The sequence below is a fragment of the Trinickia sp. NRRL B-1857 genome, assembly GCF_050470685.1.
Classification (GTDB): Bacteria; Pseudomonadota; Gammaproteobacteria; order Burkholderiales; family Burkholderiaceae; genus Trinickia.
In genome coordinates this window covers 2,472,984-2,499,271 of record NZ_JBFLUK010000011.1, presented here as the reverse complement: position 1 = coordinate 2,499,271, position 26,288 = coordinate 2,472,984, and the positions used below count along the sequence as shown (strand labels likewise).

The following is a 26,288-nucleotide window of genomic DNA, read 5'->3' as shown; positions in this document are numbered from 1 at the left end:
GGAGCTGTCGATGTTCGAACGCATTTACGCGATGCTCGTCAAAGAATTTCTCGAATTGAAACGCGACAAGTGGGCGCTGTTTCGACTCGTCGTGCCGCTCGTGATGCAGGTGTTCGTCTATGGCTACGCGGCGACGTTTACCGTGAGCCACGTCGCCACGGCCGTGCTCGATCTGGACGGCACGCAAGCGAGCCGCGATTTGGTTGCGCGCTTCACGGCGAACGGCCGCTTCGACATCGTCGATTTCGCTCGATCGCAAAAGGAGATCGCGCATGAACTCGATGCCGGCAACGTACAAGTCGCCGTCGTCATTCATGCAGGTTTCGCGCAATCGCTCGGGCAGGGCGTCGGCGCGCCGCTGCAAGTGCTCGTCGATGGCACCAATTCGAACACCGCGCTGATCGCACTCGGCTACGTCAGCAACATCGTGGCCCAGTATCAAAGCGATCGCGTTGCGGCCGCATGGCCGTCGAGCGGCGGCATTGCGGCGCCGGTCGTCTCCGTTGCGATGCGCGAGCGACCCTGGTTCAACGACGGACTCGACGATCGATGGTTCTTCATTCCGGGCGTTGTCGGCACGCTGACGTTGCTACAGGTGGTCAGCCTCACCGCATTCGCCGTCGTGCGCGAGCGCGAAGTCGGCACGCTCGAACAGATCATGGTGAGCCCGATCCGGCCCGTGGAGTTCATTCTCGGGAAGACCGTGCCCTCGTTTTTGATTGGGTTAGGCGACGTCGCGCTCGTGACTGCCCTCGGCGTAGCGTGGTTCGGCGTGCCGTTCGTCGGCAGCCCGCTTGTGATGATGGCTGGGGTGGTGCTGTTTCTTTGCGCCGTCATCGGCCTCGGGTTGTTGCTTTCGACATTCTCGCGCACGCAGCAGCAGGCGTTCGCGTTGAACTTCTTTCTCGTCAATCCGATTTTTATTTTGTCGGGCTTCGCGTTTCCGATTTCGGCCATGCCGCGCGTGCTCCAATGGCTCACGTACCTTAATCCGCTGCGCTATTTCCTCGTCGTGCTGCGCGCGGTGTTTCTCAAGGGCGTCGGATTCGAGGCGCTCTGGCCGCAGTTCGCGGCGATGGGTTTGCTGGCGTTGGCCATGCTGACCGCAAGCGTGCTGCGTTTCCGGAAGTCGCTGGATTGATGCGGCCGCGTGCGCACGGGGCGCGGGTATCGCCTATCCTAACGAGGCAGCGACGGGCGCCCGACGTGGCTTCTTCCCTCTTTTCCGCTAGGTGTGCGCAGCTATGACCGTACGCAACCTCGATGTCTTGTTCCGACCGAAGTCGGTCGCTGTCGTCGGCGCCTCGGCCCGGCCTGAAAGCGTCGGCTCGAAAGTCTGGCGCCAGGTGCTGGCCGGCGGGTTCGAAGGCCCCGTCTGGCCCGTCAATCCGAAGTACGCCGACCTCGATGGGTGTGCGGTCTTCACCGACGTCGGCGATCTGCTCGAACCGCCGAGCGTCGCGCTGATCTGTACGCCGAGTCATACCTGGCCCGAGATCGTCGACAAGCTCGGCCGGCTCGGCACGCGCGCCGCCATTATCGTCAGCGATACGAGGCGCGAGGCGGCTTCGCCCGATCTCGCGCGCGCGCTCGGCGCGGCGAAGCCCTACTTGCTGCGGATCGTTGGGCCGGGCAGCGTCGGCGTCGTGACGCCTGCGTTGAACGCGCACTTGGGCGCGCCGTCCTCGACCGTTAAGGCGGGCGGCGTGGCGTGGGTCTCGCAATCGAATGCGTTGACGAATGCCGTGTTGGGCTGGGCACAGGCCCGCGGCTTGGGCTTTTCCCATGCGATCGCATTGGGCGGCGAAGCCGATGTCGATGCGGGCGACGTCCTCGACTATCTCGCGAGCGATCCCGGGACACGCGCGATCTTGCTCGAACTGTCCGTCGTGCGTGCGGCGCGCAAGTTCATGTCGGCGGCGCGCGCCGCTGCGCGCAACAAGCCCGTGCTCGTTTTACGCACGGGCCGCGCCGATCCCCGCGATGCACTGTTCGCCGCTGCGTTTCGGCGCGCGGGCATGGTGCGCGTCGAATCGCTCGACGATCTCATCGACGAAATCGAAACGCTCGGCGTCGGCCGCATCGCCGCGAGTTCGTCCGCCACGCTCGTGACGAGCGATTACGGCGTGGCGTCGCTGGCGTCCGATGCGTTCGCACAGGCCGGCACGACACTCGCGCAATGGCCGGGTGCGGCGGCGGCGTCGGTGGCCGCGTCGTTGCCTCACGCCGTGCCCGGCAATCCGCTCGTGCTCGGCAACGATGCGCTGCCCGAGCATTTCGGGCTCGCCTTGGAAGCGCTCGCGCCGCATCGCGAAACGGGCACCACGTTTGTCGTGCATGCCTCGACGCTGAGCGCACCTGTGGCCGACGTCGCGCGCGTCTTGATCGAGCGGCAGCGTTTCGCCTACCGTGGGCTGCTCGCGTGTTTCTTCGGTGGCGTGGACGAAACGACGCGCGATGCGCTGCGCGCGCATGGGATTGCCGTGCATTCGACGCCGCATCGGCTTGCGCGCGCGTTCGCGCGTTTGGCCGATTACCGGCTGGGTCGTGAGCTTTTGATGCAGACGCCCGAGGGGCTGCCCGCGCAGGTGCCGGCGTCGATCGAAGCCGCACAGGCGCAGGCGAGAGCAGCACTCGAAGCGGGGCGGACCGAGCTTGCGGGCGAGGAAGCGGCTCGGATGCTGCGCGGCTTCGGATTGACGGTAGATGAAAGCGACACTCCCGCTTTGCGCGATGCGGTCGGCGACGACGAGCATGTCGTCGATGTCGCCGTAAGTCTGCGCGACGATCCCGATTTCGGCCCTGTGTTCGAGTTTATTGCGCCGGCTGCCGATGGCTTGTCGGCCCCGTTCGCGGCCTTCGGCCTCCCTCCGCTCAATCCCGTGCTCGCGCGCGAAATCGTCTCGCGCTCGCCGTATGCGCGGCTCGCGCCGGTTGGACCCGTCCTCGATGCGTTGACCTTGCTGTCGGAAGCCGTTTGTTGCGTGGAGCCGATCGTGCGTTTGACGGCGACGCTCAGGGTGACGCGGTCCCACACGTGGCTCGTTGCACCGCGCGTTGGGCTCGGCGCGGTGCGCGGGCGGCTTGCGATCGTGCCGTATCCACGGCAACTTGAGGAAAAGGTCGATTGGCTCGGCCGGCAATTGACGATACGGCCTATCCGTCCGGAAGACGAGGCTGCTCACAGCGCGCTTATCGCGGCGATGACGCCTGACGACTTGCGGCTGCGGTTTTTTGGCGCGGTGAGCGCCTTCGACCATACGCAACTCGCCCGGATGACGCAGATCGACTACGACCGCGAGATGGCGTTGATTGCGACGACGGAGGACGGTGGCCGGACGAACACGCTGGGCGTCGTGCGGACGATCACCGATCCCGACAACGAATGTGCCGAATTCGCGGTGGCGCTGCGCTCGGATTTGAAAGGGCGGGGGTTAGGCCGAATGCTGATGGAGCGGATGGTGGCTTACGTTCGTTCGCGCGGTACGCGTTGGATCGTCGGCGAGGTTCTGCGCGAGAACGCGCCGATGCTCGGGCTCGTCAAGAAGTTGGGCTTCGAAGTGCGTTCGACGGCGGATCCCGCCGTCGTCGAGGTGCGGATGCCTTTGCAAGAACCACGGCCTACGCCGTGATTCAGCGTTGCAAGAGGCCGGCCGCCGATGCGGCCGGTAGATCTATTTGGGCGACCGATTAAGCGGCGAGCTTAGCGGCCGCTTCGTCGACGAGCGAACGCTGGATCGAAAGCTCCTCGAGCCAGTTATCGGCATAGACCGCGCCCGTTTCCTTTTCGAGGCGGGCAATCGTCGCTGCGTTGCGCGCCGTATCTTTCGGCGTAGCCAAGAAAGTCTTGATCGACTGCCCCGCCTTGAAGGCATCGAACAGCGGCATGCGAATGTCGTCGGGCAACGCGCGCGTCCACTGGTACGTCTTGCCGTTGTGCGTCAGCGCGGGCGGCAGCGTGCGTTCCTTTTTCGTCGCAGCGATGAGCCCGTATGCACGAGCCGCTTCGGCGATCTGATCCGGCGAGAACAGCTCGTCGGGCGTGATTTCGAATTGCACGATGTGGGCTTCGATGGCTTGCATGGCCGTGGCGCGGTCGTCGCGCTTTTGCTGCGCGCGCTCGACGATGCCGCGCAGCTCATCGGCTTCTTCGCTCGTGATGCTGAAGCTGGCTTGCTTTTGCTGGAGTTCGGAAAAGCGTTGGAATTCGGTGTCAGTCAGAAGTTTTGCCATGAGATCGAACGACCGCGCCCGCAACGGAGGCTGCGCGCGCTTTTTTGAAGGGCCGCTATTTTAGCAGGCTGTGGGGGTGGGGGGCAGGGGAAGGGTGTTGGAAGTTTCCCCGGGCAGCAGCGCGAAGGCATGTGGGCAACGACCCAATTCAATGCTTGCGGCGGCTCGGGATCTCGAACGAGCGAGACGGGGCGCTGCGAGCGCAGGAGCGCAAGGGAATCCAAGCTTGGGTAGACGTTTAGATAATGCGCGTCATCGGCATTTATTTCCTAAATTCTATTGCTTTCTGAAATATTTCCTTGTTCTTTCATTTCTTTGACGCATCTGTTCGTGCCTGATAAATTTCCGTCTTCCGCCCGCTGAATCATTCTTCTCGGGCGAGCTAATTTGATCGCGGTGGGCGGATATTAAATGCGCATTGCGTGTATTTCCAGCGAGAGAATACGTCGTGAACTACGCAGACCTGCGGCGCGTGCCATTCGGGGCGCTTCCGTCTCAAAAGAATCGGGTAGTCCGTCTCCAATTTGGTGAGCATCAGGAACAACTCGAGGATGTCGTGCTGCCTCAACGCGTCGACATTCGTGAAAGCGTTTTCGGTGGGATAGACGGCCGCGTATCTTGCATCTCGACGAACGCCGGCATACCCCTCACCGCCTTTATCGGCTTGCCTGTCTCGGTGCAGCTCGTCACCGACCAAGGTGCGTTGCACGCGATCAACGGCATCATCGTCGACGCCCGCGAGGGGGAATCGGACAATTCACTCTCGACCTACCAGCTATTTATCCGAGACGCCCTATCGATTCTCGAACGCCGCATAAATACGAGAATTTTCCGGCAAAGCAATGTGCTGGACATCATTCAGACGCTAGTCGGAGAGTGGCGGCAAAACAGCGCGGTTCTAGCCGACGCCTTTTATCTCGATGTCTCGAATGTTGATCGAGCGAAGCTTCCAGCTAGAGAACAGACCGTTCAGTTCGATGAATCCGATGCAGCGTTCATTCGACGGTTATGCCGACGAGAAGGTATTGGATGGTTTATGCGCGCCGGCAAACCGGGGCAGAAGGATCCCGGCAAAGCGGGTGAGACGGCACACACGCTCGTTCTGTACGACAACGCGATCAAACTGAGTCGATCCGCGGTCGGCTCGGTGGCGTATCGACCGGATGCGACGATTGGGGAGCGAGACGCCATCACGCTGCTTTGCGTCGCTAGGCAGCTTGTGCCGGGATCGATACGCCGCTTTAGTTGGGACCACAAACGCGGCCAAATGGACCGTGTGCAAGGATCGACCAATCTCGATCAGGGCAAGGCCGGTAACGATCTCGGCCAGTTACTGATGGATTCTCGACTCGATGTGCCGCATATCGCCGATTCGTGGGCGCACTACGATCAACTCGGTCTTGCGCGCGTCAAGTCTCACGGTACCCGTGCTGCGCATGTCGACGGTGCGAGCGGGGTTCGAGATCTCGCAATCGGTGAATGGATCGAGGTGACGGGGCTTGCCGCGGAGCCCGGTTCGTCGCACGACGATCGCCGGTTCACAATCACGAGCTTGCATCATCGCGCCGAGAACAACCTACCGAAAGATCTGCACGAGCAAGCGCAGGCGCTGTTCACCGCAAGCCGCTGGTCGTTCGATCCACCACCCGTTTCGGTGGATACGCCGAAACGTCCTTCTGTCTTTGGCGATTCGACCCAAGCGCGGTATGAGAATACGTTCAGCGGTGTGCCGCGTTCGATGCCACTCATACCCGCGTACGATCCTCACGTCGATCTTCCGCGCGTTCATCCGATTATCGGCGTCGTCGTGACGCCGGATGGTGAGGAAGTCTTTTGCAACGAGTACGGACAGATCAAAGTGCAGTTGCAAGGGCTCGATCCGAAAGATCATGAGCACGCTAACGGCGCGGGGACGAGTGGCACTCAAAGCGATAGCGCCTGGGTCCGGGTTATGACGGGCCTGGCCGGGGACAACTTCGGCGAGAACTGGCTTCCCCGCAAGGGGATGGAAGTGGTCCTCGATTTTCTGTCGGGCGATCCCGACAAGATCTATGTGGCCGGCGTGTTCCACGGCGGGACGAATATGCCGGCGACCTTCACCAACACCGGTGCGTTGCCCGGGAATCGTTTTGTATCCGGGGTGAAGACGCGAGAGGTAAAGGGCGGAAGGTATAACCAACTGCGCTTGGATGACACGCCGAGCGAAATCAGCGTCCAGTTGGGGAGCGAGCACGAGGCGAGCGAGGTGAACCTTGGTTTTCTGACGCATCCACGAACCAACGGCGTCGGCGAGGCGCGTGGCGAGGGGGCGGAAGTGCGCACCGATGCCGCCGCTGCGTTGCGCGCGGCAAAGGGCATTTTGTTGACGACCTACGCTCGCAACAAAGCCCAAGGACATCAGCTCGATCGCGACGAATTGAATCAGTTGCTCGGCGAGTGTATGGAGCTTTTCAAGTCGCTTGGTGACTATGCTGGCCAGCATGGCGGTCAAGCGGCGGATGTCGTGGGGCAAAAAGCGTTGGCCGATGCGTTCAAGGATTGGCAACCGTCGGGCACCGGTGGCGCGAAAGGCTTGATGGCGTTCGGCGCGGAGGCGGGCTCGGTGCAAGTGACACCGAAGACGCACGTGACCTATTCCGGCGAAAACATCGATCAGGTCGCGCAGCAACACCTTCAGCTGATGAGCGGCCAACGTTTGAATGCGACAGCCGGACAAGGCATGCAACTGTTCGCGCGCGGCAAGGGCGTGCAGGCTATTGCAGGAGAAGGGCCCGTGCTGCTCCAGGCGCAAGCTGACACGTTGACGGTCAATGCGCAAAAGGGCGTGACGATTAGCACGAACGAAAACGAAGTGCTGGTGACGGCACCCACGATACGGCTCGTGGCCGAGGATGGGAGCTATATCAAGATCGGCGGCGGGGTGACGCTCGGCACAAACGGCGACATCAATCTGCTGTCGGCTTCGCACAAATGGGGTGGGCCGGCTACGCAGCAAGCGGCAAAGTCGGCGTTCACCAATGCGCCAACGGATCAGCGGTTCCGTTTGCATTACCCCGCCGGCGCCGACGGCGAGAAAGTGGCTGCGGCGAATAAGCCGTATCGGATCACGCTGGACGATGGACGTGTGATCGAAGGGAAGAGCGATGCGAATGGATTGACCGAAGTCGTGAAGGACGAGGCGATGCGCATTCTCAAGATCGACATTCTGAAGCCGACGAACTGAGCGGAGTAGTAAAGACGAAATGGCTGAGACGACGAACGCTAACAATGTGATTGCGCAGGCGAATGCGGTCACGATGACTTGCCGGCCTGGGCCGCGCGATGTGGAAGTGCCTCCGGCCCGGCCTGGGGTGGTGATCTTTCTGCATGGAGTGAATGACCCTGGGGTTACCTATGAGCCTATCGAGAAAGGGCTCTGCCAGGGGCTGAACGAACGGTTGTCGCGGACCGACTTGCGGCCGGGGCGATATGGAGAGCGTTTTAAAAGGGCAAAAGAAGCCTTTCAAACGGCTCAAAAGGAGAAGCGCCAGTTAGGAACGGCGGACGCAGATATCTTCTACGATCCCGACTCGTTCGAATTCTTACGCTCGGAGATCCCCAAAGAGACCCGGAGCATCTTTATTCCCTTCTATTGGGGGTATCGAGCCGCAAACAATGAAATTGCGAAGAAAGGCGACGCTGGAAAAGTTGCCAGCGAGGATACGAAGGGTGAGTATATCGTCACTCGAGGCCAGTACCAAGACAAGGAAGGCAATCGCCTCGATGCACATTTCGCCAAGGAAGGCGGTTTTTTTGACAACGCGACAACCAATATCCCCGACATGTATGGGGAAGGGTTTAAAACGGGACGCAAAGAGCGCTTTCTGACGAACTCAGGGCTCGCCGGACCGTACAGTTATATCGGCGATTCGCCCGACCGGCATTACTTCGTGCTCGCGGCGCATCGCCTCGCAGCTCTAATTCGTACGATCCGGGGCGAGCAAGTTGAAAGCGGGGTTAAATTGGGCGATGCCAATGCAGCAAACGAGACCATTACCATCATCGCGCACAGTCAAGGATCGCTTATCACCTTGCTTGCCCAGGCTTTGCTGCGCAAAGACGGTCATCGGTGCGCCGATTGCGCGATCATCGTCGACACACCGTATAGCGTGCGCGAGACGGACGGGACGACGCAGACGCCGCTAGCGACGCTGAAAACGTTCGTCGACATCGTGAACGAGGTGACGAACACACCTTACGCAACCCCGCACCTAGCCGAGCTTCTGTTCGATTGCGAACGGCACGGCGGGAGAGCCGGTCCGGGCTGGACCGGGACCCAGGGGAAGCGCAAGGATAAGCACGGAAACTGGGTTACGTTCGACGAGCGGGACAACCGTGGCAAGGTCTACTTGTACTTCTGTCCCGAGGACACAACCGTAGGCTTGGACAGCATACAAGGCATCGGCACTTACGGCATGCCCGACGAACTTCATCTTAAGAACCATCAGGTGGTCCCGGCTATGGACCGCCTGAAAAACATGCGCTTCTATCAGCGCATGTGGACTCGCCTAGAACGTGATGCCGGGGACGGCAAGATGCAGCCGGTCTTGGTCGGTACTAAGCCGGGTCATATGGCTATCCGCGATCAGTATCAACGGCTGGCCGTAGGGCCGGATGCGGGGCTGGGCCTCTTGGTCGGCGCGGTTAGCACGACCTCACATAAGCGCAACGACATGCGCAACATCAATGGCGAGCAATTGAATCCTCCCCACGCGCCGGAGATGTACGGTGGAGAAGTGGTGAAAGGGGGCTCGAGGCCAGGGTATGCGGATCGCGCCGGCTTGTTCAAGCCCGACGAAGTTGCAAAGAATGTCGCTCTGGGGAATCAAGCTGCATCGTTCAAGTGGATCTTCGTCGCCCGCACGGTTGTTCAGCCTAACCTGGAAACTTATAAGAGCGCATTCAATTCGAAGAGCCCGGACGAGAGTGACCATTCTTATAACTGGCGCGTTCTTGGCATCACGGAGCCGTACACCGTCGAGCGCGAGGAAACGCCGAACGAGGTTCGCGCTCGAATGGAGAGGGACGAGAGTGCGCGGTCCGAGAACAGTTACCATTCGGCCATCTTGGCGAGTTCGGAGAATCATCGGTGGGTGACTGCGATGGATGTCGCGATTGGACAGGGGGCCATGCTTGACGATCCGGATTGGCGAGACTTGCTGATCCGGATGGCGGATTGGCGTTTGACCGTCGTGAATCTGAAGCAACTGCAAGCCAATCCGAACTATGGTCGCTTGTCTAAGCCTGTGAAAGATCTCATCGCGGCAACGGCAGACTACTATCAAAATGGCGCATTTCCACCGGAGGCCATCGTTCCCCTGACTGCCCCGCCCCTGGTCACCGACGGGCGGAAGGTATGAATATGAGCCAGGTAACAGTCACTCGACCGCGCGCGTGGCCTTGGCTGGGCGCATTGGTGGCGCTCGCTCTCGCGTGGATTGCATTTACGATGTACGAAAACTATCAACATTGGCAGGCCACAGGTCTGATGGAGCCTATGGGCAACAAAATTCGCAATGGGGTCTTGGCCGTAGCCGCCCTGCTCGCATTGGGATATGCAGCGGTATGGGGCAGCTCGCTGTTGAGCCAGAAAGGAGGAAAAGATGCGGTGGAGGGGCGGTCAACGAATACGCCTACCACTGATCGTCAGGCTGCGTCGGCACCAGCAATTTTATCTTCCTCCGGTGCGAAATATGTCCTCGAAGCGCGTAGTCTAGGCGTGGTTGTGAATCGGGACGTTAACCACGAGATTTGGGAAAAGATCGAGCAGAAGGCCGACAATTTTTCGTCATTCCTGTCGCAGAGCGAGAACGATTACCCAGATTCGGCGGACATGCGGCTTACGGATTACGCGCAGCTGACTGGCTTGGCGTTCCGCGAGGCAGCCGGTCACGCTGTTGAATACTGGCCCATCCCGACAATAATTTGGGGCCCCCCGAGGGACCCTAAAAACGACTATCGCGCTGCTGCTGATATATCGGGGAATCGGCAACAGGCGGGACTCGGTGTTCATCTTTTTCTATGGTCCGACGACGCCAACACGAACGATGGCCCCGCTATGGTGTCGAGGCTCTTTGATTTTTTTGATAAGCATCCCGATGTTCCCGCTGTTCTTGTTTTTTGCGAGGACGGTGACGTCATGCGTTATCTCGTCGGGCCTGGGGGACGTATGCCCGAGGGCCGCATGGTCCCGACGATCCCGAACAGCATCGTAGGTATATTCGTCTCTCGCTCTGACCGAGTGGATAAGCTGATCCGTCCATTCGCAGTCGATCAGTCCGCGGCGATCGACAAAGACACGACGCAATACGACGTTACGCGGCTATGGAATTACTATTGGGCTAAAAGCGATGACCGAGGACCCGACAGCTTTCGTGTGTCGTACATCAACGAGATGAAAGATCAAGGCTTCGATGACCCGAGCCCAGTTAACACCATGAGGGCTAGCTGGTGGCAAAATCAATTGCCCGCGTTCTGGAAGCAGATCAGCAACAAAGGACCAGGCGACTTCAAGCCCACGCTGTACCTCCCGATCCGCTGGACAACGTGGCAAGTCGAGCAGTTCGACAATCTGCCCCTGATCGGGTATCTGCATCGCCCCGTGGACGTGAAACTGACGAACGGCGACGGCAAACTATTGCCCAACTCGGAGCAGATCACCGCACTCAAGAATGGGTGGACGTCGGCACTCGGGACATTGGAGCCGACGACGGAACCCAAGCGCGTGTTCTATGACACGACCGGTGATCGCCAATGGGCTATTCCCATAACTCAAGCGCTTTCACAGGAAGGCACGAAGGCGCCCGACATCGGCGACGTGAAGCAGGGATACGACATCGGCCGCCGCATCGGAAACACGGGCGTGAGTTCACCGATGGTGCAGCTAGGCTTGGGGCTGATGGCGAGTTACAAGGAAGGTGGGGCGAGCGCAACGATCAACCGCCGACCTGACGGCAACGCGACGATCATGATGATCAGCCCGCCCGATGCGGCTACGAGAGCCGCATGGCAGCAACAGCATGGCGGACGTACGCCGTTCTAAGGCAAGAGGTCCTTCGCCGTGCGCAAGCCGGCGGGGGACAATCAACGAATTCGATGTCCTAACGCCGCTTGGACATTGGGCATTGAGAGTTCTAGAGAAAAATGCGCGGAGTCATTCGCATCGGCGATTCAACATCGCACGGCGGTACCGTACAAACAGGCCGAGAGCAATCGACGGTATTGGGCAAGGCAGTCGCTTGTGTGGGCGACGAATGCACTTGCCCGATGTCCGGGCACGATCACTGTGTGATTGTCGAAGGGGATGAGCAAGTATTGATCGACGGACGTGCGGTCGCCTTCGATGGCCATAAAACCTCCTGTGGCGCGACGCTGATTTCGAGCGTCCCTGCTTCGGGACGTCTATGACGGCTGCATCGACCAACTTCCTCTTTGAATACGAACGCGAGCCGGCAAGACCGCGCGACTCGCTTTATAGATTCGTATGGGGTTATCCCAAAGTCTCGGCGCAACCCCTCATTTCCGGTGAGCATCCTGCGGATCTACACGTCGAGTGCCTAACCCTGTCGCGGTGGGGCCGCCGCTGCGACGTGAATTATTCGCAATGGGGCTTGTGATGGAAATGGTGGAAGCGATGAAGCGGCCGCTAATGCTGCCGGGCGTGTTGACCTTTTTGGTCTTCCTGCTCTTGACGGCATGGGTTCCGGAGCGCGTGCAGGCCGCTACGCCTCGCGGGAGTGCATCGGCGGGACCCGCAACGACGGCCACGGGTGAACCGTTTGTAGCGCAGGTAGTGGGACTCGAATGGCTGAACCCGTTGCAGCGGCGTGACTATCCGACTGAATGGCAGCCGTTATGGACAATGGGACTAGTGAAGCCCAACCGCAATGACGATATGGTCCGCACCGATCCCGGGAGCTTCACTTCTGTTATGCCAGTGGCCGGCATTGCGAATGGAGTCTTTGGGAAAGAAACATTCAAGGGATTCCACATGAAATACGTGGAAAAGCTGCTTCTGCTCTTTGGTGATCGCTATGCAATGAATCCGCATTATTTTTATACGGTCGCGCCCGCTGACAAACGCATGTGGCGTGAACTCGCGGGCATTCATGTCGAATATGCGATTCCGGTTGATAGGCTTTATCCGGTAGAGGTGCGCAACTATCTCCGCGAGGAGATCATCTCGGATTTCGATATCGGCAACCCGAACTTCAAAGACCTCTGGTCCAAAAGCGCGCCACCCGACGTGCATGTAACCCCCGGTGGCCCCAACGCTGGCTTCACCTCATTGAATGCGGCGCTCGACTACCTGCAATCACATCCGACAGAAAGCGTGTGGGTGATGAACTGGGATGCACCGAGCTTCCCTCCGAAAGATATGCAGATGAACGAGAACATGGTTCTACTGATCCTCGCCGGGCCGCAAATGGACACAGGTCGCGATCCTCTGGCATGGATCGGTCGCGCAGCCACGACGAACACCGATGACTTCGAAGTGAAAGCCGGCACGACGCGTATCACGCAGGCATGGAAAGCCGCGATCGACACCGCGGCACACAACGCCGGTGCCAAAGTATCCGACATCACCCACGTGATTCACGATGCAGGCCGTGGACCGGACACAGCATCCGAGCGCATCGCCGCGCTTGGCCGCACATTGACCGAAACGCTGACGGAATTTGATTTCCAGAAACAGACCTTCAACACGCCGGGGCTGCTTGGCGAGATGGGTGCGGGCACGGCATTGACGGACGTGGTGCTTGCAATCGGCCGCGCTAATCATCTAGGCGGGCATATCCTCGTTGCCGGCACAACCGATGCGAAGCACCCGACGGCGGTAGTTGTTTCGCCGCCCGAAAAGCTGATCCCGATTGACCCGGACAAAGATTGGTTCCGCGCGCGCGGCGAGAACAATGCATACCTGCCATGGTGGGGCCGCCGCTACGACGAGAAATACTCGCAACAGGGCTTGTCTTGGTGAGCGCGGAAGCGATGAAACGATCGATGATGCTGTCAGCCATGCTGGCTTTTGTCGTGATTCTACTGTTGACGGCGTGGGCGCCCGAGTGCACGCAAGCGGCTACGCTTCGCGAGACAGCATCGGAAGAAACCACGACGACCGGTGCGGACAAGCCCTTCGTGGCGCAGGTGGTGGGGCTCGAATGGCTGAACCCGTTGCAGCGCCGCGACTATCCGACTGAATGGCAGATCCTCTGGACGATGGGGCTCGTCAAGCCAAATCGCAACGACGACATGGTGCGCACGGATCCCAAGAGTTTTGCCACGCTCCAATCGGTAGCTGGAATTGCCAACGGAGTCCGGGGACAGGAAACCTTCAAAGGCTTTCATCACAAGTATGTCGACAAGATTTTTACGATCTTCGGCGAACGATATGTGATGAACCCCAAGTACTTTTACTCAGTCGCGTCGCAGGACAAAAGGCAGTGGCGCGAACTAGCGGGTATCCACCTCGAATACGCGATCCCCGCGGGACGCCTCGATCCTGCCGAAGCTCATGAATACGTGCGCAAAGAGATCATTTCCGAGTTCAATATTGGGAACGTCTGGTCGAAGGATCTATGGAACAAGGACACCCCGCCTGATGTGTGCATTACCGCAGGCGGTCGCAACGCAGGCTTCGATTCGCTGAACGCAGCACTCGATTACCTTCGGGCGAACCCGAAGAAGAGTGTGTGGGTGATGAATTGGGACGCACCGAGCTTCCCGCCGAAGGATAGCCAGATCAACGAGAATCTAGCTCTCTTGATTCTCGCCGGCGCAGATATGAAGACCGAACGAGCGCCGCTCGCATGGATCGGCCGGACTGCGACGAGCAATGTGCACGACTATGAGGTTAAACCAGGGACGACGCGCGCAGTCGACGCGTGGAAGGCGACGATGGCCGCCGCTGCGCAGAACGCTAACATCGCCGTGACCGACCTCAACTACGTGATTCACGACGCGGGCAAGGGCAACGATGCAGCATCGTATCGGATTGGCACGCTGACCGAGGCATTGCCGGGGTTCGATTTCCAGAAGCAGACCTTCAACACACCGGGGCTATTGGGCGAGATGGGCGCAGGCACCGCACTGACCGACGTCGTGCTCGCAATCGGCCGTGCGAATCACTTCGGCGAGCACGTGCTGGTCGCCGGCACAACGGACGTCGAGCATCCGATTGCAGTGGTGGTCACCCCGCCGCAGCAAATCGTACCTATCGACCCCAACGCCGATTGGTTTCGCGCCCGCGGCGAAAACAACGCTTACCTGCCATGGTGGGGCCGCCGCTACGACGAGAAATATTCGCAGCAGGGCTTGTCATGGTGATGGTGAAAGTGATGAAGCGGCTGGTGATGCCGCTGGTCGTGTTGGCCTTTGCCGTATTGCTGCTACTGACGGCATGGGTTCCGGAGCGCGCGCAGGCGGCCCCGCTTCGCGGGGATACATTGGCGGTACCTGCAACAACGGCCACGGGCAAACCGTTTGTAGCGCAGGTCGTGGGGCTTGAATGGCTCAATCCGCTACAGCGGCGCGACTATCCGACCGAGTGGCAGGTTCTGTGGACGATGGGCATAGTCAAACCGAACCATAACGACGACATGGTGCGAACAAATCCGAAGAAATACAGTTCACTTCAGCCTGTACTTGCCATCTCAGACGGCAGGGACGGAGTGGAAACTTTCGAGGGCTATTATAAGAAGTATGTCAAGCAGCTTTTGCTGCTGTTCGGCGAGCGATATGTGATGAACAAGAAATACTTCTACACGGTTGCGCAAGAGGACAAAAGGCAGTGGCGTGAACTGGCTGGTATCCACGTCGAGTTTGCTATTCCGACCGGCCGCCTTGACCCTGCGAAGGCGCGCGACTATCTGCGCAGCGAGATCGTAAGTGAATTCAACATCGGTAACGTCTGGTCTAAGGACCTTTGGAGCAAGGACACCCCGCCCGACGTCCATGTGATGCCTGGTGGTCCCAACGCAGGCTTCACCTCGCTAAACGCGGCACTCAACTACCTTCAGGCCAACCCGAGCAAGAGCGTGTGGGTGATGAATTGGGACGCTCCGAGTTACCCGCCAAAGGACAGCGAGATCAACGAAAACATGGTGCTGTTGTTCTTGGCCGGCGCTGATGTGAAGACCGAGCGAGCGCCGGTTGCATGGATCGGCCGGGCAGCGACCGGCAATGTCCACGACTACGAGGCTAAAGCAGGGACGACGCGTGCAGTTGAAGCGTGGAAAGCGACGATTGCTGCTGCTGCTCAGAATGCCAACGTATCCGTAACCGATCTCAACTACGTGATTCACGACGCAGGCAAAGGCAACGATGTTGCGTCGTCGCGGATCGGCACGCTGGGCCGCACGCTCACTGAGATGCTGCCGGAGTTCGACTTCCAAAAGCAGACCTTCAACACGCCGGGGCTGCTGGGTGAGATGGGAGCGGGCACGGCGCTGACCGATGTCGTGCTGGCTATCGGTCGCGCAAATCATTTGGGCGAGCATGTGCTGGTGGCGGGCACAACGGACGTCGAGCATCCAATTGCTGTGGTGGTAACGCCACCGCAGCAAATCGTGCCGATCGATCCCAGCGCCGATTGGTTCCGGGCTCGCGGCGGGAACGACGCGTACTTGCCTTGGTGGGGCCGTCGCTACGACGAGAAATATTCGCAGCAGGGCTTGTCTTGGTGATCACGCAAGTGATGAAGCGGTCGGTGATGCTACCGGCCGCGCTGGCGTTTACGGTGTTTCTGCTATTGACGGCATGGGATCCGGAGCGCGCGCAGGCGGCTACGCCTCCCGGAAGTGCATCGGCGGAACCCGCAACAACGGCCACGGGCAAACCGTTTGTAGCGCAGGTGGTGGGACTCACATGGCTGAACCCTCTACAACGTCGAGACTATCCGACTGAATGGCAGACGTTATGGACGATGGGGCTCGTGAAGCCTAACCGCAACGACGATATGGTGCGCACCAATCGGGCGAGCTTTAGCTCCATCATGCCTGTCGCAGGAATTGCGGACGGTAATATGGGGACTAATACATTTGAAGGATTTCACGAGCAGTACGTCGATACATTGCTTTTGCTGTTCGGCGACCGCTACGCGATGAACCCCAATTACTTCTACACTGTTGCCGCAGCTGATAAGCACAAGTGGCACGAACTCGCCGGTATTCACGTCGAATACGCAATTCCGGCTGGCAGGCTCGATCCTGTGAAGGCTGGTGGCTATCTCCGCGAGCAGATCATCGCCGATTTCGATATTGGCAATCCCGATTTCAAAGACCTCTGGTCCAAAAGCACGCCACCCGATGTGCACGTGACTCCGGGTGGCCCCAACGCTGGCTTCACCTCATTGAATGCGGCGCTCGACTACCTGCAATCACATCCGACAGAAAGCGTGTGGGTGATGAACTGGGATGCACCGAGCTTCCCTCCGAAGGATATGCAGGTGAACGAGAACATGGTTCTGCTGATCCTCGCCGGGCCGCAAATGGACACAGGTCGCGATCCTCTGGCATGGATCGGTCGCGCTGCCACGAAGAATACCGATGACTTCGAAGTGAAAGCCGGCACGACGAGTATCACGCAGGCATGGAAAGCCGCGATCGACACAGCGGCACACAACGCCGGTACCAAAGCATCCGACATCACCTACGTGATTCACGATGCAGGCCGCGGATCGGGCGCTGCATCCGAGCGCATCGCCGCGCTCGGCACCACATTGACCGAAACGCTGCCGGACTTCGACTTCCAGAAGCAGACGTTCAACACGCCGGGGCTGCTTGGCGAGATGGGTGCGGGCACGGCATTGACGGACGTGGTGCTTGCAATCGGCCGCGCCAATCATCTAGGCGGGCATATCCTCGTTGCCGGCACAACCGATGCGAAGCACCCGACGGCGGTAGTTGTTTCGCCGCCCGAAAAGCTGATCCCGATTGACCCGGACAAAGATTGGTTTCGCGCACGCGGCGAAAACAATGCATACCTGCCATGGTGGGGCCGTCGCTACGACGAGAAATACTCGCAGCAGGGCTTGTCTTGGTGACCCCGCTGGACAATCTAAGAATGAGGATGGAATGAGAGGAATTATCCGAGTAGGCGACGCGACAAGTCACGGCGGCAAGGTCATCACCGGCGCCGACGCGAGCAAGGTCATGGACCGTCCCGTTGGCCGGCAAGGCGATCAATGCACCTGCCCGATACAGGGTCATCAAAACTGCGTGATCGCCGAGGGCGACTCGGCATTCATCGTCGACGGCAAGCCCGCCGCCTTCGACGGCCACAAGACCTCCTGCGGCGCCACGCTGATCTCAAGCGTCCCTTCCTCGGGACGCGAATGACCATCGGGGGTAGAAGACCTACCCCCGAACCCCCGCATTACTCCCCGTGGCACACCGCTTCGATGTTGTGCCCATCGGGATCGAGCACAAAAGCGCCGTAATACCCGGGATGGTAATGCGGGCGCAGACCCGGTGCGCCGTTGTCTCGCCCGCCGGCAGCGATCGCCGCGTGATAAAACGCATCCACCATCGCGTGATCCGCTGCACGAAAGGCAATATGAACCGGTGGATTATTAGGCGTGCCGCGACTGATCCAGAAATCCGAAACACCGTTCGCGCCGAATCCGGCCACGTCCGTATGGCCGGTCACCGCCGCCGGAAATTCGCTCAACTTGGCGTACCCGATCGGTGCGAGCGCTTGCTGGTAGAACTGTTTGCTCTTTTCGAAATCGCTGACTAGTACACCGGTATGGTCAATCATCGTCGTTTTTCTCGATATGTCGTTCTATAAGGGCCAAGGCAAAAAACCGCCCTGCCCGGCGAGTACGTGTAGCACCTCAAGCGCGCTCATCGCCATGCGGGGCGTATTCGGCGTGCGGCGGCGAACCGTTCGGTCCGTCGCCGACGCGATTGATCGTACCCTGAGCCAGCGCGACGAGCGTTTCTTTCTCACCGTCGACGACGAACACCTGGCACTGGCAGATCGCATGTCCGCGGCCGGCATAGACGAGTTCCGCGCGCGCGAGCAGCGTGCCGCGCACCGCGGGGCGCAAGTAGTTAATCTTGTATTCGCCCGTCACCACACGCGGCCCGAGCGCCAGCGCGCCTGCAAAGGTCAGCGCATTGTCGGCGAGGTAGCTCGTGACGCCGCCGTGGACAAAGCCTTGCTGTTGGCGCAGCTCGTCGCGAATCGGTAAGCGTAGCGTCACCTCGCGCTCGCCGATCTCCACAAGTTCAGTGCCGAGCAGCATGCTGAAAGGCTGTGCGTGCAGGGCGCCGCGCGCCAGATCGAAGAAATCGGTCATCCAAAGCCCCTTCGGGGCACAGCCCCGTGTGGTGTCGCGTTCCACTCTAGGAAGGCTAGCCGCGTTGCGTCAAGCGAGCGTGTAGGCATTTCTCTCGTTAGGGCTGTTTTTGCGCGCAACCTTGCGACGATTCGGAGGAAATAACCCAGCAGGCCTCAAGCAAACTGGGGAATTGCCGTAAACCCTGACGACCGCCGTATTGGCTTCCTTTCGTTTTTCTTTCGGATGTTCTAGATGTTCAGCAAGATCAAGCTCGCTTCCGGGCTGTTATTTGTTTTAGCCGCATTCTGTCTGCTGCAACTCGTGACCGGCGGAATCGGATTTTGGTTCCTGACTAGCACGCATCATGATGTCGGCGACCTCGCCAACGTAGCGCTCGTTCAAGTCAATGCAGTGAACGAAACGACTCAGCATCTGATGGATGCCCGCATCAACTTGTCGCGCGCGGGAACGCGGATGGTCGGCGGTGGCGCCGAACCCACCGAGATCGTGCAGCATGCGCGCGAGCAGCTCGTACTGGCCGACAAATCGTTCGCCCGTTTCGCCGATGCGCCGAAGACGAGCGATGAAAACCGCTCTCACGCGCAAGCGCTCGCGGAAAAATACCAAACGCTGCACACGGCACTCGGTGAACTGGCCCAGTATCTGGACGCGAACAATGTAAAGGCGTTCATGGATCAGCCGACGCAGTCGATGCAAGACGCCTTCATCAACGAGCAGCGCGCGTTCACGCAATTCGGCGATGCGCAAAGCCGTGCCTCGCTCGATTCGATCGACTCGCGTTTGGCGATGTTCCGCGGCGTGAGCATCGCGATTCTCGCTGCCTTGCTGGCCGGCACGGCCGCCGTCTACGCGGCGCTCAAGAGCGGCGTTGTGGCTCCGCTCGAGGAAGCCGGCCGGCACTTCGAGCGCATCGCGCGCGGCAAACTGATCGAGCCGATCGCCTCGCGCGGGACGAACGAAATCGGGCGTTTGTTCGCCGGTCTCGCCCACATGCAAGCGAGCGTGGCCCAGACGGTGAAGACTGTCCGTGACGCCGCCGATTCCATCCACTTGGGCGCCGACGAAATCGCCACGGGTAATGCCGATCTGTCGGCCCGTACCGAAAGCCAAGCGGCCTCGCTTGAGGAAACGGCCTCCAGCATGGAAGAGCTGACCGCCACCGTGCGTCAGAACGCCGAGCACGCGCGCGAAGCGCACTCGCTGGCCGACGACGCGCTGCAATCGACGTCCGAAGGCACGAGCGTCGTGGATAGCGTCGTCGACAAGATGCGCGGCATCGCGCAAAGCTCCGATCGCATTGCCGAGATCATCACGGTCATCGACGGCATCGCATTTCAGACGAACATCCTGGCGTTGAACGCGGCGGTCGAGGCGGCGCGCGCGGGGGAGCAGGGCCGCGGCTTTGCCGTGGTGGCCGGAGAGGTTCGTGGATTGGCGCAACGCAGCGCGCAGTCGGCCAAGGAGATCAAGGCGCTGATCAGCGAATCGGTCGCGCAGATTGAAGGCGGATCGGAACTCGTCGAGCGAGCCGGCGATGCGATGCAAAAGGTGTCGAGCTCGATCTCGCGCGTGGCGCAGATGATGGCCGAGATCAGCGCATCGTCGCACGAGCAAAGCACGGGTATCGAGCAGGTCAATCAGGCGGTCGTGCAAATGGACCGCATGACGCAGCAAAACGCGGCGCTTGTTGAGGAAGCCGCGGCAGCCGCATCGTCGCTGCACGATCAGACTCGTCAGCTCAAGGAAGCGGTCTCGGTCTTCGAGATCTCGTCAGCGGTGCTCTCCGACGCCAAGTTCGCCGCGGCCGCCCACGCCGCCGCCGAGCCGATGCTCGCGTACTAAACTTCCCTCGGGCCGCCCCATACGGCGGCCGACTCGAGCGGGCCATGCGATGCTTGGCCCCGCTTCTCTCTCAGATCGGCAACGCGGCGTAGGCCGTGGCCAGGTGGTAAGGCGTGGTCGACGGCATGTCGGCGCGCGCCACCTCTCCCGCAGGCGAGAGACATTCGTACCAGCCCCTCGGATGCAAGAAGCGCGCTTGGAAGCGCGGAATCTGTAGCGCCAATGTTTCCAGATCCTCCGCGCGGCCACGCGTGGCCAACGCCCGAAGGTATTCCGTCTGCGCCCAAATCCGTTGGGTCGCATCCTTCACTGCACCCGTTTCGTCGAGCGCCGCACAAACACCGCCCGTCTGCGGATCGATGCCGTATCGTTGCGCGAAATCGAATGCGCGCGTCAGATCGTCCATGAGCCCCGAGCCCAAGACGACGGGCCCCGCCCGCTTCACAAGATAGAACCATTCGAATTGATGCCCCGGTTCGAGCCGGTTGTCGGCGCTGCCAATGGGCAGTTCGGCGATCGCGCCTGTCGGCGTATGAACGAAGTTGCGCGCCACAGCCTGGGTGAGTTGCGCGAGCGTCGATTCGTAACCGGGCTCGCCCGTCGTTTCGTAGGCGGCCAAATAGGCTTCGGTCAGGTGCATCAGCGGGTTTTGCAGCGGGCCGCTGCGCGGCACGGAAAAATCGGCTTCCAGCGCGGCATGCAGCAGACCGTCGTGCGCGGCGAAACGCGCTTGCACGAGCGAGGCCGTATCGCCGATGACATCCAGCGCATCGCGATCTCCCGTGGCCGCGGCGTAGTGCGCGCAGGCGAAGATCACGAAAGCATGGGTGTACAAGTCTTTCGTCGTATCGAGCGGCGCGCCCTGCGCATCGACGCTATAAAACCACCCGCCGCGCTGCCGGTCATGGAAATACCGACGCATCGCGTGAAAGAGTTGCTCGGCATGCGCCGCTTCGCCCGCCTGCGAAAAAACGAACAATTGCCGCGCGCAAGCCATCGCCCGGTAGCGCGTAACGGGGAGCGGCGTGTGATCGTCCGCGCCCACGGCCTCGTACGGTAATTGCGACGCACTGTTGAAACCGGGTCCACGCCAGATCGGCAGGACGGTTTGCACATAGTGCGCGCGTAGGGCTGCGGCCTCGGCCGCGATCGCTCGGTCGATCGACATGGACATGATACGGTTGGCTTAACGATGAAACGACGCGCGTCCGGATCAGGCGGCGCGAAGCGCGAAGCGTAAAGCGCAAAGGATAAAGCAAAGCCGCGGCGCCAGGCAGGGCCGAGCGGCACGAAGGGAGGGCTGGACTATGTTGAGCAACGGCGAACTCATTTTGCGGCTGATTCTGGCCGCCGTCCTCGGCAGCGTGATCGGCTTCGAGCGAGAGCGCCAGTCGTGGGCCGCCGGGCTGCGGACGCACATGCTCGTTTGCGTCAGCGCCGCGCTCGTCATGATCGTATCGGCGTTCGGCTTTGCCGATGTCCTCGGCCGCCCGAATGTCGTGCTCGATCCGTCGCGCATTGCGGCTCAGGTCGTCTCCGGTATCGGCTTTCTGGGCGCGGGCGCCATTTTGCTGCGCGGGGAGGTGATTCGCGGGCTCACGACGGCCGCGAGCGTCTGGTCGGTGGCCGCCATCGGCCTGGCGGTCGGCGCGGGGCTCAATACGGCGGCGATTGCCGCGACCATCATCATCTTGGCGATTCTTGCCGGCATGAAGGCGATCGAGCGACGCTATATCGCGGTGCGGCTCCGGCGGCGCGTGGTGTTGCGCGTGGATCGCGGCGCGCTCACGCTCGATTCTTTGCGGGCGGTGCTTGGGCGAGGCAGCGAGCGGGTCAAGCATTTCGTCGTGCAGCAAAGCGAGGAGGCGCCCGAGTGCGACGATGTGGTCATCGGCTTCGCGCGCCTGCCCGCCGACGAATTCGCGAAAGCCTGCGACTTGCTACGTCATGCTCCCGGGGTGCGCGCATTGCGCGAAGAGACCGAAAGTGTCGACAACGGCGAGAGTGCGGAGAACGGCGGCAACGGCGGGAATTGATGCGACGCCTTGCAGTCGGCGAGGGGGCATTCGTTGCGGTTCGCACGGGGTTGCAGGCCGCATGGCCGACCGATCATGAGACAATGCCGCGTTTGTCGCACGCTTCGATTCGATCACGATACCAACGAGCCGCGCTTAGCCGCAGCCGCTTCAACACGCCATGGCAGATTTTGTAGCATCCTCCTCCCCCCGTTCCCGAGGCCTTTCCGCCCCTAAAGGCCGAGCCCGCGCCGCTTCGTCGGCCGACGCTCGACAGCCCGCGCGGGTCGCGGTGGAGCCCGAAGTTCCGATGGCGCAAGAGGCGGGCGATGCACTTCAACTGCCGCCGATCGATCCGCGTCAGGGCACGCTGCTCGGCTTCGAATTGCCTCCCGATGCGCTCGCGCTGATCGCGGACGAGCAAGCAACGGCCGAGGCCGAACAGCCCGCGCCTGCGCAACCGGCTCGCGCGCCGCGCAGCAAGCCCGCGGTAACCGAGCAGCCTGCCGGCGTAACCGAACAGCTTCCCGGCGTGACGGCGGAGCCCGCGGCCGTTGCGGAGCAGCCTGCGGCGGTGGTCCCGGATACGCCGAGCCCTGCCGAGGCACCGGCGACATCGACGGCATCGACTAAGCCGACTGCGCGAAGCAAACCGGTCGCACCTAGCGAGCCCGCCGCCTCCGATAAGGTCGTCGCCCCGGAGCCGGTCGTGGTTCCCGAGACCACCCGAGCGCCGCAGACGCCGGCATCGTCGAGCAGTGTGGAAAAGAGCGCACCCGGTCGCACGCGCGAACCGGCGCTGCTCTTGCCGGGCGCTGCGTTGGCAAGCGTGCGTCAGCAAGCGCCGCGCCGGCCGCCGGAAGCGGCGCGTCCGAGCGGCACGCCAGCACCGTTCGAAACGATCCGGCCCGCGCCTGCGGCCGCCGCCTTCACTGTTTCTTCTGCACCGGCAAACGCGGCCAGCCCCGCTGCCGTGGCCATACCTACGGCACCAGCCGCAGCGACCGCACCGGCCGCGCCGGCCGCACCAGCGGCACTAGCCGAAGCCGAAGCCGCCGCGCGTCCCTCGAATACGGCACTGTCGGTCGAACTGGCGGAAACGGTCGCTTCGCTGCAAGAGGCGCTGTCGCAGGAACGGCTTGCCGCGCAGGAGCGTTGGCGCCGGACGCGCCGTCGGCTCGCGCTCGCACTGAGCGGGCTGGCGCTACTGTTTGCGGTGTCCGTTGCTCAAACGGTAGCGTTCGTCGGCTTCACGCATCGCGCGCAAGCCGAGCAGCAAAAGTTGCAATCGGCCTTGAACGAACAGCAAGCTGCCTTGGCGGGGTTGGCCAGCAGCACGTCGGCATTGGCCGCTTTGATTCCGGCATCGACTCAAGCCGCGTCGGCTCCCGATGCGGTCGCACCGCGCCCGGCGCGACATGTGCGCCTCTCACACGCGCGACGTCTCAAGGAGAAGGCGGAGCGGGCCGACAAATCGGAGAAGGCGGAGAGGGCGAAACCCGCCGCGCGCTGATTGCGGCGGATCGCGCTAGTCGCGGCGCTCAGCGCCGCTCGACGCCCTTCCAGCGCTTGAGCAGCAGCGCATTCGTAACGACGCTCACGCTCGAAAACGCCATCGCCGCCCCGGCCAGCATCGGATTGAGCAGCCCGAGCGCCGCGAGCGGAATGCCGATCAAGTTGTAGACGAACGCCCAAAACAGGTTCTGCTGGATCTTCCGATACGTGCGGCGCGAAATATCGATCGCGTCGGCCACGAGGGCGGGGTCTCCGCGCATGAGCGTGATTCCCGCCGCATGCATGGCCACGTCGGTGCCCGTTGCGAGCGCGATGCCGATGTCGGCCGCGGCTAGCGCCGGCGCATCGTTGATGCCGTCGCCGGCCATGGCGACCACCGCTCCCGTGCGCGCCTTCAGTTGCGCGACGATGTCGGCCTTATCCGACGGCAGCACTTGCGCATGCACCTCGTCGATCCCGAGCGCCGCGGCGACGCTAGCCGCGGCGCCGCGGTTGTCTCCCGTCACAAGCACGGTTTTGACGCCGCGCGCGGTCAACTGCTCGATGGCGGCCCGGGCCGTGGATTTGACGCTGTCGCCGAAAGCGATCAAGGCGAGCGCTTGCGCGGGCACGCCCTCGGCGCCTGCGCGAATTAGCCACGACACGGTATTGCCCGCCGCTTCGAGTTCGCTCGCCCGAGCCTGTGCTTCGGCCGACGGCTCGGCGCCGAGTTCGGCGAGCCAGCGGCCGTTGCCGACACAAATGGTGCGCCCATCGATGTCGGCTTGCATACCGCGCCCGGCCACCGCTTGAGCATGCGCGGCCATGGGCACGCCGCCCTCGTCCGTCGGCAGCCGCGAGGCGGTGGCCTTGTCGAATTCGGCCAGCAGGGCGCGAGCAAGCGGATGTTCGCTGTTGCGCTCGACGGCGGCGGCGAGCGCCAAGCCTTGCTCGCGCGAGATGCCGAACGGCTCGAATACGACGAGTGTCGGTTTGCCCTCCGTCAGCGTACCTGTCTTGTCGAAGGCGACGATGGTCACGCGCTGCGCGAGTTCGAGCGCTTCGGCATCCTTGATGAGCACCCCGCGACGCGCGGCGACGCCGGTGCCGGCCATGATCGCGGCCGGCGTCGCCAGTCCCAAGGCGCAAGGGCAGGCGATCACGAGCACGGACACCGCATCGAGAATCGCGGTCTGCACGGGGGCGCCCGCGAGGAGCCAGAGCCCGAGTGTCACGGCGGCCAGCACGAGAATGGCCGGTACGAAGACGGCGCTGACGCGATCGACGAGGCGCTGGATCGGCGCCTTCTCCGCTTGCGCGTTTTCCACGAGGCGGATGATGCGGGCAAGCGTCGTCTCGCCGCCGGTGGCCGTTGTCGTCACCTCCAGCAATCCCTCGCCGTTGACCGAACCGGCGGTCACGCGCTCGCCGGGGCCTTTTGCGACCGGCAGGCTTTCGCCGGTGATCAGCGATTCGTCCACATGCGTGCGTCCGGCGGCGATGAGGCCGTCCACGGGCACCCGCTCGCCCGGCCGCACGAGCACAACGGTGCCGACCCGAACCCGAGCAAGCGGCACTTCGAGATCGTTGCCGCGTTCGTCTTTGATATGGGCCGTCTCCGGCCGCAGCGCGGCCAATGCGCGGATGGCGTCGGTCGTTTCGCGCTTGGCACGCGCCTCGAGCCATTTGCCGAGCCGCACGAGCGTGATGACGACGGCGGACGCCTCGAAGTACAAATGCATGGTATCGCCCGGATGGACGATCGTCTGCCAGACGCTCAAGCCATATGCCGCGGACGTACCCAGTGCGACGAGCAAATCCATATTGCCTGCGCGCGAGCGCACGGCACGATAGGCGCTGACGTAGAATCGCGCCCCGCAGACGAATTGAACTAGGCTCGCCAGCACCAACTGCCACCACGCGGGCAACGCCCACTCGGCACCGAACGGCGCCGTTAGCATCGGCAACGTCAACGGGGCGCTCAGCACGGCTGCCAGCGCAACGGCGGCCAGTTCCCTCCGTGCTTGCTGCTCGCGCCTGCCGCCGGCCTGTGCCGGGCCATGCTCAGCTGCGTCCTGCTCGGTCGCGACCGGGCGCGCTTGATAGCCCGCTTTGACGACCGCGTCGACGAGCTGTTGCACGTCGCCGGGTCCGAGCGCTGCGGCATGAACCGTCGCGCGCTCGGTGGCGAGATTGACGGAGGCGGCGGTGACCCCCGGCACCCGCGCGAGTGCTTTTTCCACACGCGCGGCGCACGAGGCGCAAGTCATGCCTTCGATATCCAGTTCGGCGGTCGAGATGTCGATGCCGGTAGGGTGGGCTAAGTCGGTCATGATGGTTCGGACGGCTAAAAGAAGCGG

19 protein-coding genes are annotated in these 26,288 nt (G+C 61.7%); 14 read left to right on the top strand and 5 right to left on the bottom strand.

Features of this window, described 5'->3' with window-relative positions:
* Positions 1 to 10: 10 nt before the first annotated feature.
* On the top strand, positions 11 to 1,141 hold the full coding sequence (locus tag AB1286_RS31520; protein WP_430367111.1) for an ABC transporter permease: 1,131 nt from the start codon (positions 11 to 13) through the stop codon (positions 1,139 to 1,141).
* A 103-nt stretch (positions 1,142 to 1,244) separates the two neighbouring features.
* Positions 1,245 to 3,632 carry a GNAT family N-acetyltransferase gene (locus tag AB1286_RS31515; RefSeq protein ID WP_430367110.1) on the top strand — a complete coding sequence of 796 codons (2,388 nt, stop codon included), beginning with the start codon at positions 1,245 to 1,247 and terminating at the stop codon, positions 3,630 to 3,632.
* Positions 3,633 to 3,690: 58 nt separating this feature from the next.
* Here the strand turns inward: AB1286_RS31515 and AB1286_RS31510 are convergent, their stop codons facing one another.
* Positions 3,691 to 4,233 carry a hypothetical protein gene (locus AB1286_RS31510; RefSeq protein ID WP_430367109.1) on the bottom strand — a complete coding sequence of 181 codons (543 nt, stop codon included), beginning with the start codon at positions 4,231 to 4,233 and terminating at the stop codon, positions 3,691 to 3,693.
* Between the two features lie 448 nt (positions 4,234 to 4,681).
* On the opposite strand from AB1286_RS31510, the gene AB1286_RS31505 reads away from it, so the two are divergent.
* The 9 genes from AB1286_RS31505 to AB1286_RS31465 all read left to right on the top strand — a co-directional run bounded on the left by AB1286_RS31505 (position 4,682) and on the right by AB1286_RS31465 (position 17,609).
* Entirely contained in the window at positions 4,682 to 7,456 is a 2,775-nt protein-coding gene (locus AB1286_RS31505) for a type VI secretion system Vgr family protein (RefSeq protein WP_430367108.1), read from the top strand.
* 19 nt (positions 7,457 to 7,475) lie between these two features.
* Positions 7,476 to 9,632 (top strand): T6SS effector phospholipase Tle3 domain-containing protein, encoded by a 2,157-nt coding sequence (locus AB1286_RS31500; RefSeq protein WP_430367107.1) that lies wholly within the window; start codon positions 7,476 to 7,478, stop codon positions 9,630 to 9,632.
* A 2-nt stretch (positions 9,633 to 9,634) separates the two neighbouring features.
* Positions 9,635 to 11,314, top strand: coding sequence for a type VI lipase adapter Tla3 domain-containing protein (locus tag AB1286_RS31495; protein WP_430367106.1), 1,680 nt, complete (start codon positions 9,635 to 9,637; stop codon positions 11,312 to 11,314).
* 101 nt (positions 11,315 to 11,415) lie between these two features.
* Positions 11,416 to 11,679: a PAAR domain-containing protein gene (locus AB1286_RS31490; protein WP_430367105.1), complete on the top strand. Its 264-nt coding sequence runs from the start codon at positions 11,416 to 11,418 to the stop codon at positions 11,677 to 11,679.
* A 208-nt stretch (positions 11,680 to 11,887) separates the two neighbouring features.
* On the top strand, positions 11,888 to 13,252 hold the full coding sequence (locus tag AB1286_RS31485) for a virulence factor (RefSeq protein ID WP_430367104.1): 1,365 nt from the start codon (positions 11,888 to 11,890) through the stop codon (positions 13,250 to 13,252).
* Between the two features lie 11 nt (positions 13,253 to 13,263).
* Positions 13,264 to 14,598 (top strand): virulence factor, encoded by a 1,335-nt coding sequence (locus AB1286_RS31480; RefSeq protein WP_430367375.1) that lies wholly within the window; start codon positions 13,264 to 13,266, stop codon positions 14,596 to 14,598.
* The gene (locus AB1286_RS31475) at positions 14,592 to 15,956 is read left to right on the top strand and encodes a virulence factor (protein ID WP_430367103.1); all 1,365 of its coding nucleotides are present in this window, start codon (positions 14,592 to 14,594) and stop codon (positions 15,954 to 15,956) included. The genes AB1286_RS31480 and AB1286_RS31475 overlap by 7 nt, the downstream gene beginning before the upstream one ends.
* Positions 15,957 to 15,967: 11 nt before the next feature.
* The gene (locus tag AB1286_RS31470; protein ID WP_430367374.1) at positions 15,968 to 17,314 is read left to right on the top strand and encodes a virulence factor; all 1,347 of its coding nucleotides are present in this window, start codon (positions 15,968 to 15,970) and stop codon (positions 17,312 to 17,314) included.
* 31 nt (positions 17,315 to 17,345) lie between these two features.
* Complete coding sequence (locus tag AB1286_RS31465; RefSeq protein WP_430367102.1) at positions 17,346 to 17,609, top strand: PAAR domain-containing protein; 264 nt, start codon at positions 17,346 to 17,348, stop codon at positions 17,607 to 17,609.
* A gap of 37 nt (positions 17,610 to 17,646) precedes the next feature.
* Here the strand turns inward: AB1286_RS31465 and AB1286_RS31460 are convergent, their stop codons facing one another.
* A complete protein-coding gene (locus AB1286_RS31460) occupies positions 17,647 to 18,030 on the bottom strand; it encodes a VOC family protein (protein ID WP_430367101.1) in 384 nt (127 codons plus the stop codon).
* A gap of 76 nt (positions 18,031 to 18,106) precedes the next feature.
* Positions 18,107 to 18,574, bottom strand: a complete 468-nt coding sequence (locus AB1286_RS31455; protein WP_430367100.1) for a PaaI family thioesterase — start codon at positions 18,572 to 18,574, stop codon at positions 18,107 to 18,109.
* A gap of 234 nt (positions 18,575 to 18,808) precedes the next feature.
* Between AB1286_RS31455 and AB1286_RS31450 the strand changes: the two genes are divergently transcribed.
* Complete coding sequence (locus AB1286_RS31450; protein ID WP_430367099.1) at positions 18,809 to 20,419, top strand: methyl-accepting chemotaxis protein; 1,611 nt, start codon at positions 18,809 to 18,811, stop codon at positions 20,417 to 20,419.
* Positions 20,420 to 20,489: 70 nt separating this feature from the next.
* On the opposite strand, the gene AB1286_RS31445 is transcribed toward AB1286_RS31450, so the two are convergent.
* Complete coding sequence (locus AB1286_RS31445) at positions 20,490 to 21,587, bottom strand: AGE family epimerase/isomerase (RefSeq protein ID WP_430367098.1); 1,098 nt, start codon at positions 21,585 to 21,587, stop codon at positions 20,490 to 20,492.
* Positions 21,588 to 21,726: 139 nt separating this feature from the next.
* Between AB1286_RS31445 and AB1286_RS31440 the strand changes: the two genes are divergently transcribed.
* A complete protein-coding gene (locus AB1286_RS31440; RefSeq protein ID WP_430367097.1) occupies positions 21,727 to 22,455 on the top strand; it encodes an MgtC/SapB family protein in 729 nt (242 codons plus the stop codon).
* Positions 22,456 to 22,744: 289 nt separating this feature from the next.
* Complete coding sequence (locus AB1286_RS31435; protein ID WP_430367096.1) at positions 22,745 to 23,947, top strand: hypothetical protein; 1,203 nt, start codon at positions 22,745 to 22,747, stop codon at positions 23,945 to 23,947.
* 28 nt (positions 23,948 to 23,975) lie between these two features.
* Here AB1286_RS31435 and AB1286_RS31430 read toward each other — a convergent pair whose 3' ends face one another.
* Positions 23,976 to 26,261: a heavy metal translocating P-type ATPase gene (locus tag AB1286_RS31430; protein WP_430367095.1), complete on the bottom strand. Its 2,286-nt coding sequence runs from the start codon at positions 26,259 to 26,261 to the stop codon at positions 23,976 to 23,978.
* Positions 26,262 to 26,288 lie beyond the last annotated feature (27 nt).

Bases quoted from the DNA above. Each gene is read 5' to 3' on its own strand.
- AB1286_RS31520 (WP_430367111.1), top strand. From the start codon at position 11: ATGTTCGAACGCATTTACGCGATGCTCGTCAAAGAATTTCTCGAATTG.
- AB1286_RS31515 (WP_430367110.1), top strand. From the start codon at position 1,245: ATGACCGTACGCAACCTCGATGTCTTGTTCCGACCGAAGTCGGTCGCT.
- AB1286_RS31510 (WP_430367109.1), bottom strand. From the start codon at position 4,233: ATGGCAAAACTTCTGACTGACACCGAATTCCAACGCTTTTCCGAACTC.
- AB1286_RS31500 (WP_430367107.1), top strand. From the start codon at position 7,476: ATGGCTGAGACGACGAACGCTAACAATGTGATTGCGCAGGCGAATGCG.
- AB1286_RS31495 (WP_430367106.1), top strand. From the start codon at position 9,635: ATGAGCCAGGTAACAGTCACTCGACCGCGCGCGTGGCCTTGGCTGGGC.
- AB1286_RS31490 (WP_430367105.1), top strand. From the start codon at position 11,416: ATGCGCGGAGTCATTCGCATCGGCGATTCAACATCGCACGGCGGTACC.
- AB1286_RS31485 (WP_430367104.1), top strand. From the start codon at position 11,888: ATGGAAATGGTGGAAGCGATGAAGCGGCCGCTAATGCTGCCGGGCGTG.
- AB1286_RS31480 (WP_430367375.1), top strand. From the start codon at position 13,264: ATGAAACGATCGATGATGCTGTCAGCCATGCTGGCTTTTGTCGTGATT.
- AB1286_RS31475 (WP_430367103.1), top strand. From the start codon at position 14,592: ATGGTGATGGTGAAAGTGATGAAGCGGCTGGTGATGCCGCTGGTCGTG.
- AB1286_RS31470 (WP_430367374.1), top strand. From the start codon at position 15,968: ATGAAGCGGTCGGTGATGCTACCGGCCGCGCTGGCGTTTACGGTGTTT.
- AB1286_RS31465 (WP_430367102.1), top strand. From the start codon at position 17,346: ATGAGAGGAATTATCCGAGTAGGCGACGCGACAAGTCACGGCGGCAAG.
- AB1286_RS31460 (WP_430367101.1), bottom strand. From the start codon at position 18,030: ATGATTGACCATACCGGTGTACTAGTCAGCGATTTCGAAAAGAGCAAA.
- AB1286_RS31455 (WP_430367100.1), bottom strand. From the start codon at position 18,574: ATGACCGATTTCTTCGATCTGGCGCGCGGCGCCCTGCACGCACAGCCT.
- AB1286_RS31450 (WP_430367099.1), top strand. From the start codon at position 18,809: ATGTTCAGCAAGATCAAGCTCGCTTCCGGGCTGTTATTTGTTTTAGCC.
- AB1286_RS31445 (WP_430367098.1), bottom strand. From the start codon at position 21,587: ATGTCGATCGACCGAGCGATCGCGGCCGAGGCCGCAGCCCTACGCGCG.
- AB1286_RS31440 (WP_430367097.1), top strand. From the start codon at position 21,727: ATGTTGAGCAACGGCGAACTCATTTTGCGGCTGATTCTGGCCGCCGTC.
- AB1286_RS31435 (WP_430367096.1), top strand. From the start codon at position 22,745: ATGGCGCAAGAGGCGGGCGATGCACTTCAACTGCCGCCGATCGATCCG.
- AB1286_RS31430 (WP_430367095.1), bottom strand. From the start codon at position 26,261: ATGACCGACTTAGCCCACCCTACCGGCATCGACATCTCGACCGCCGAA.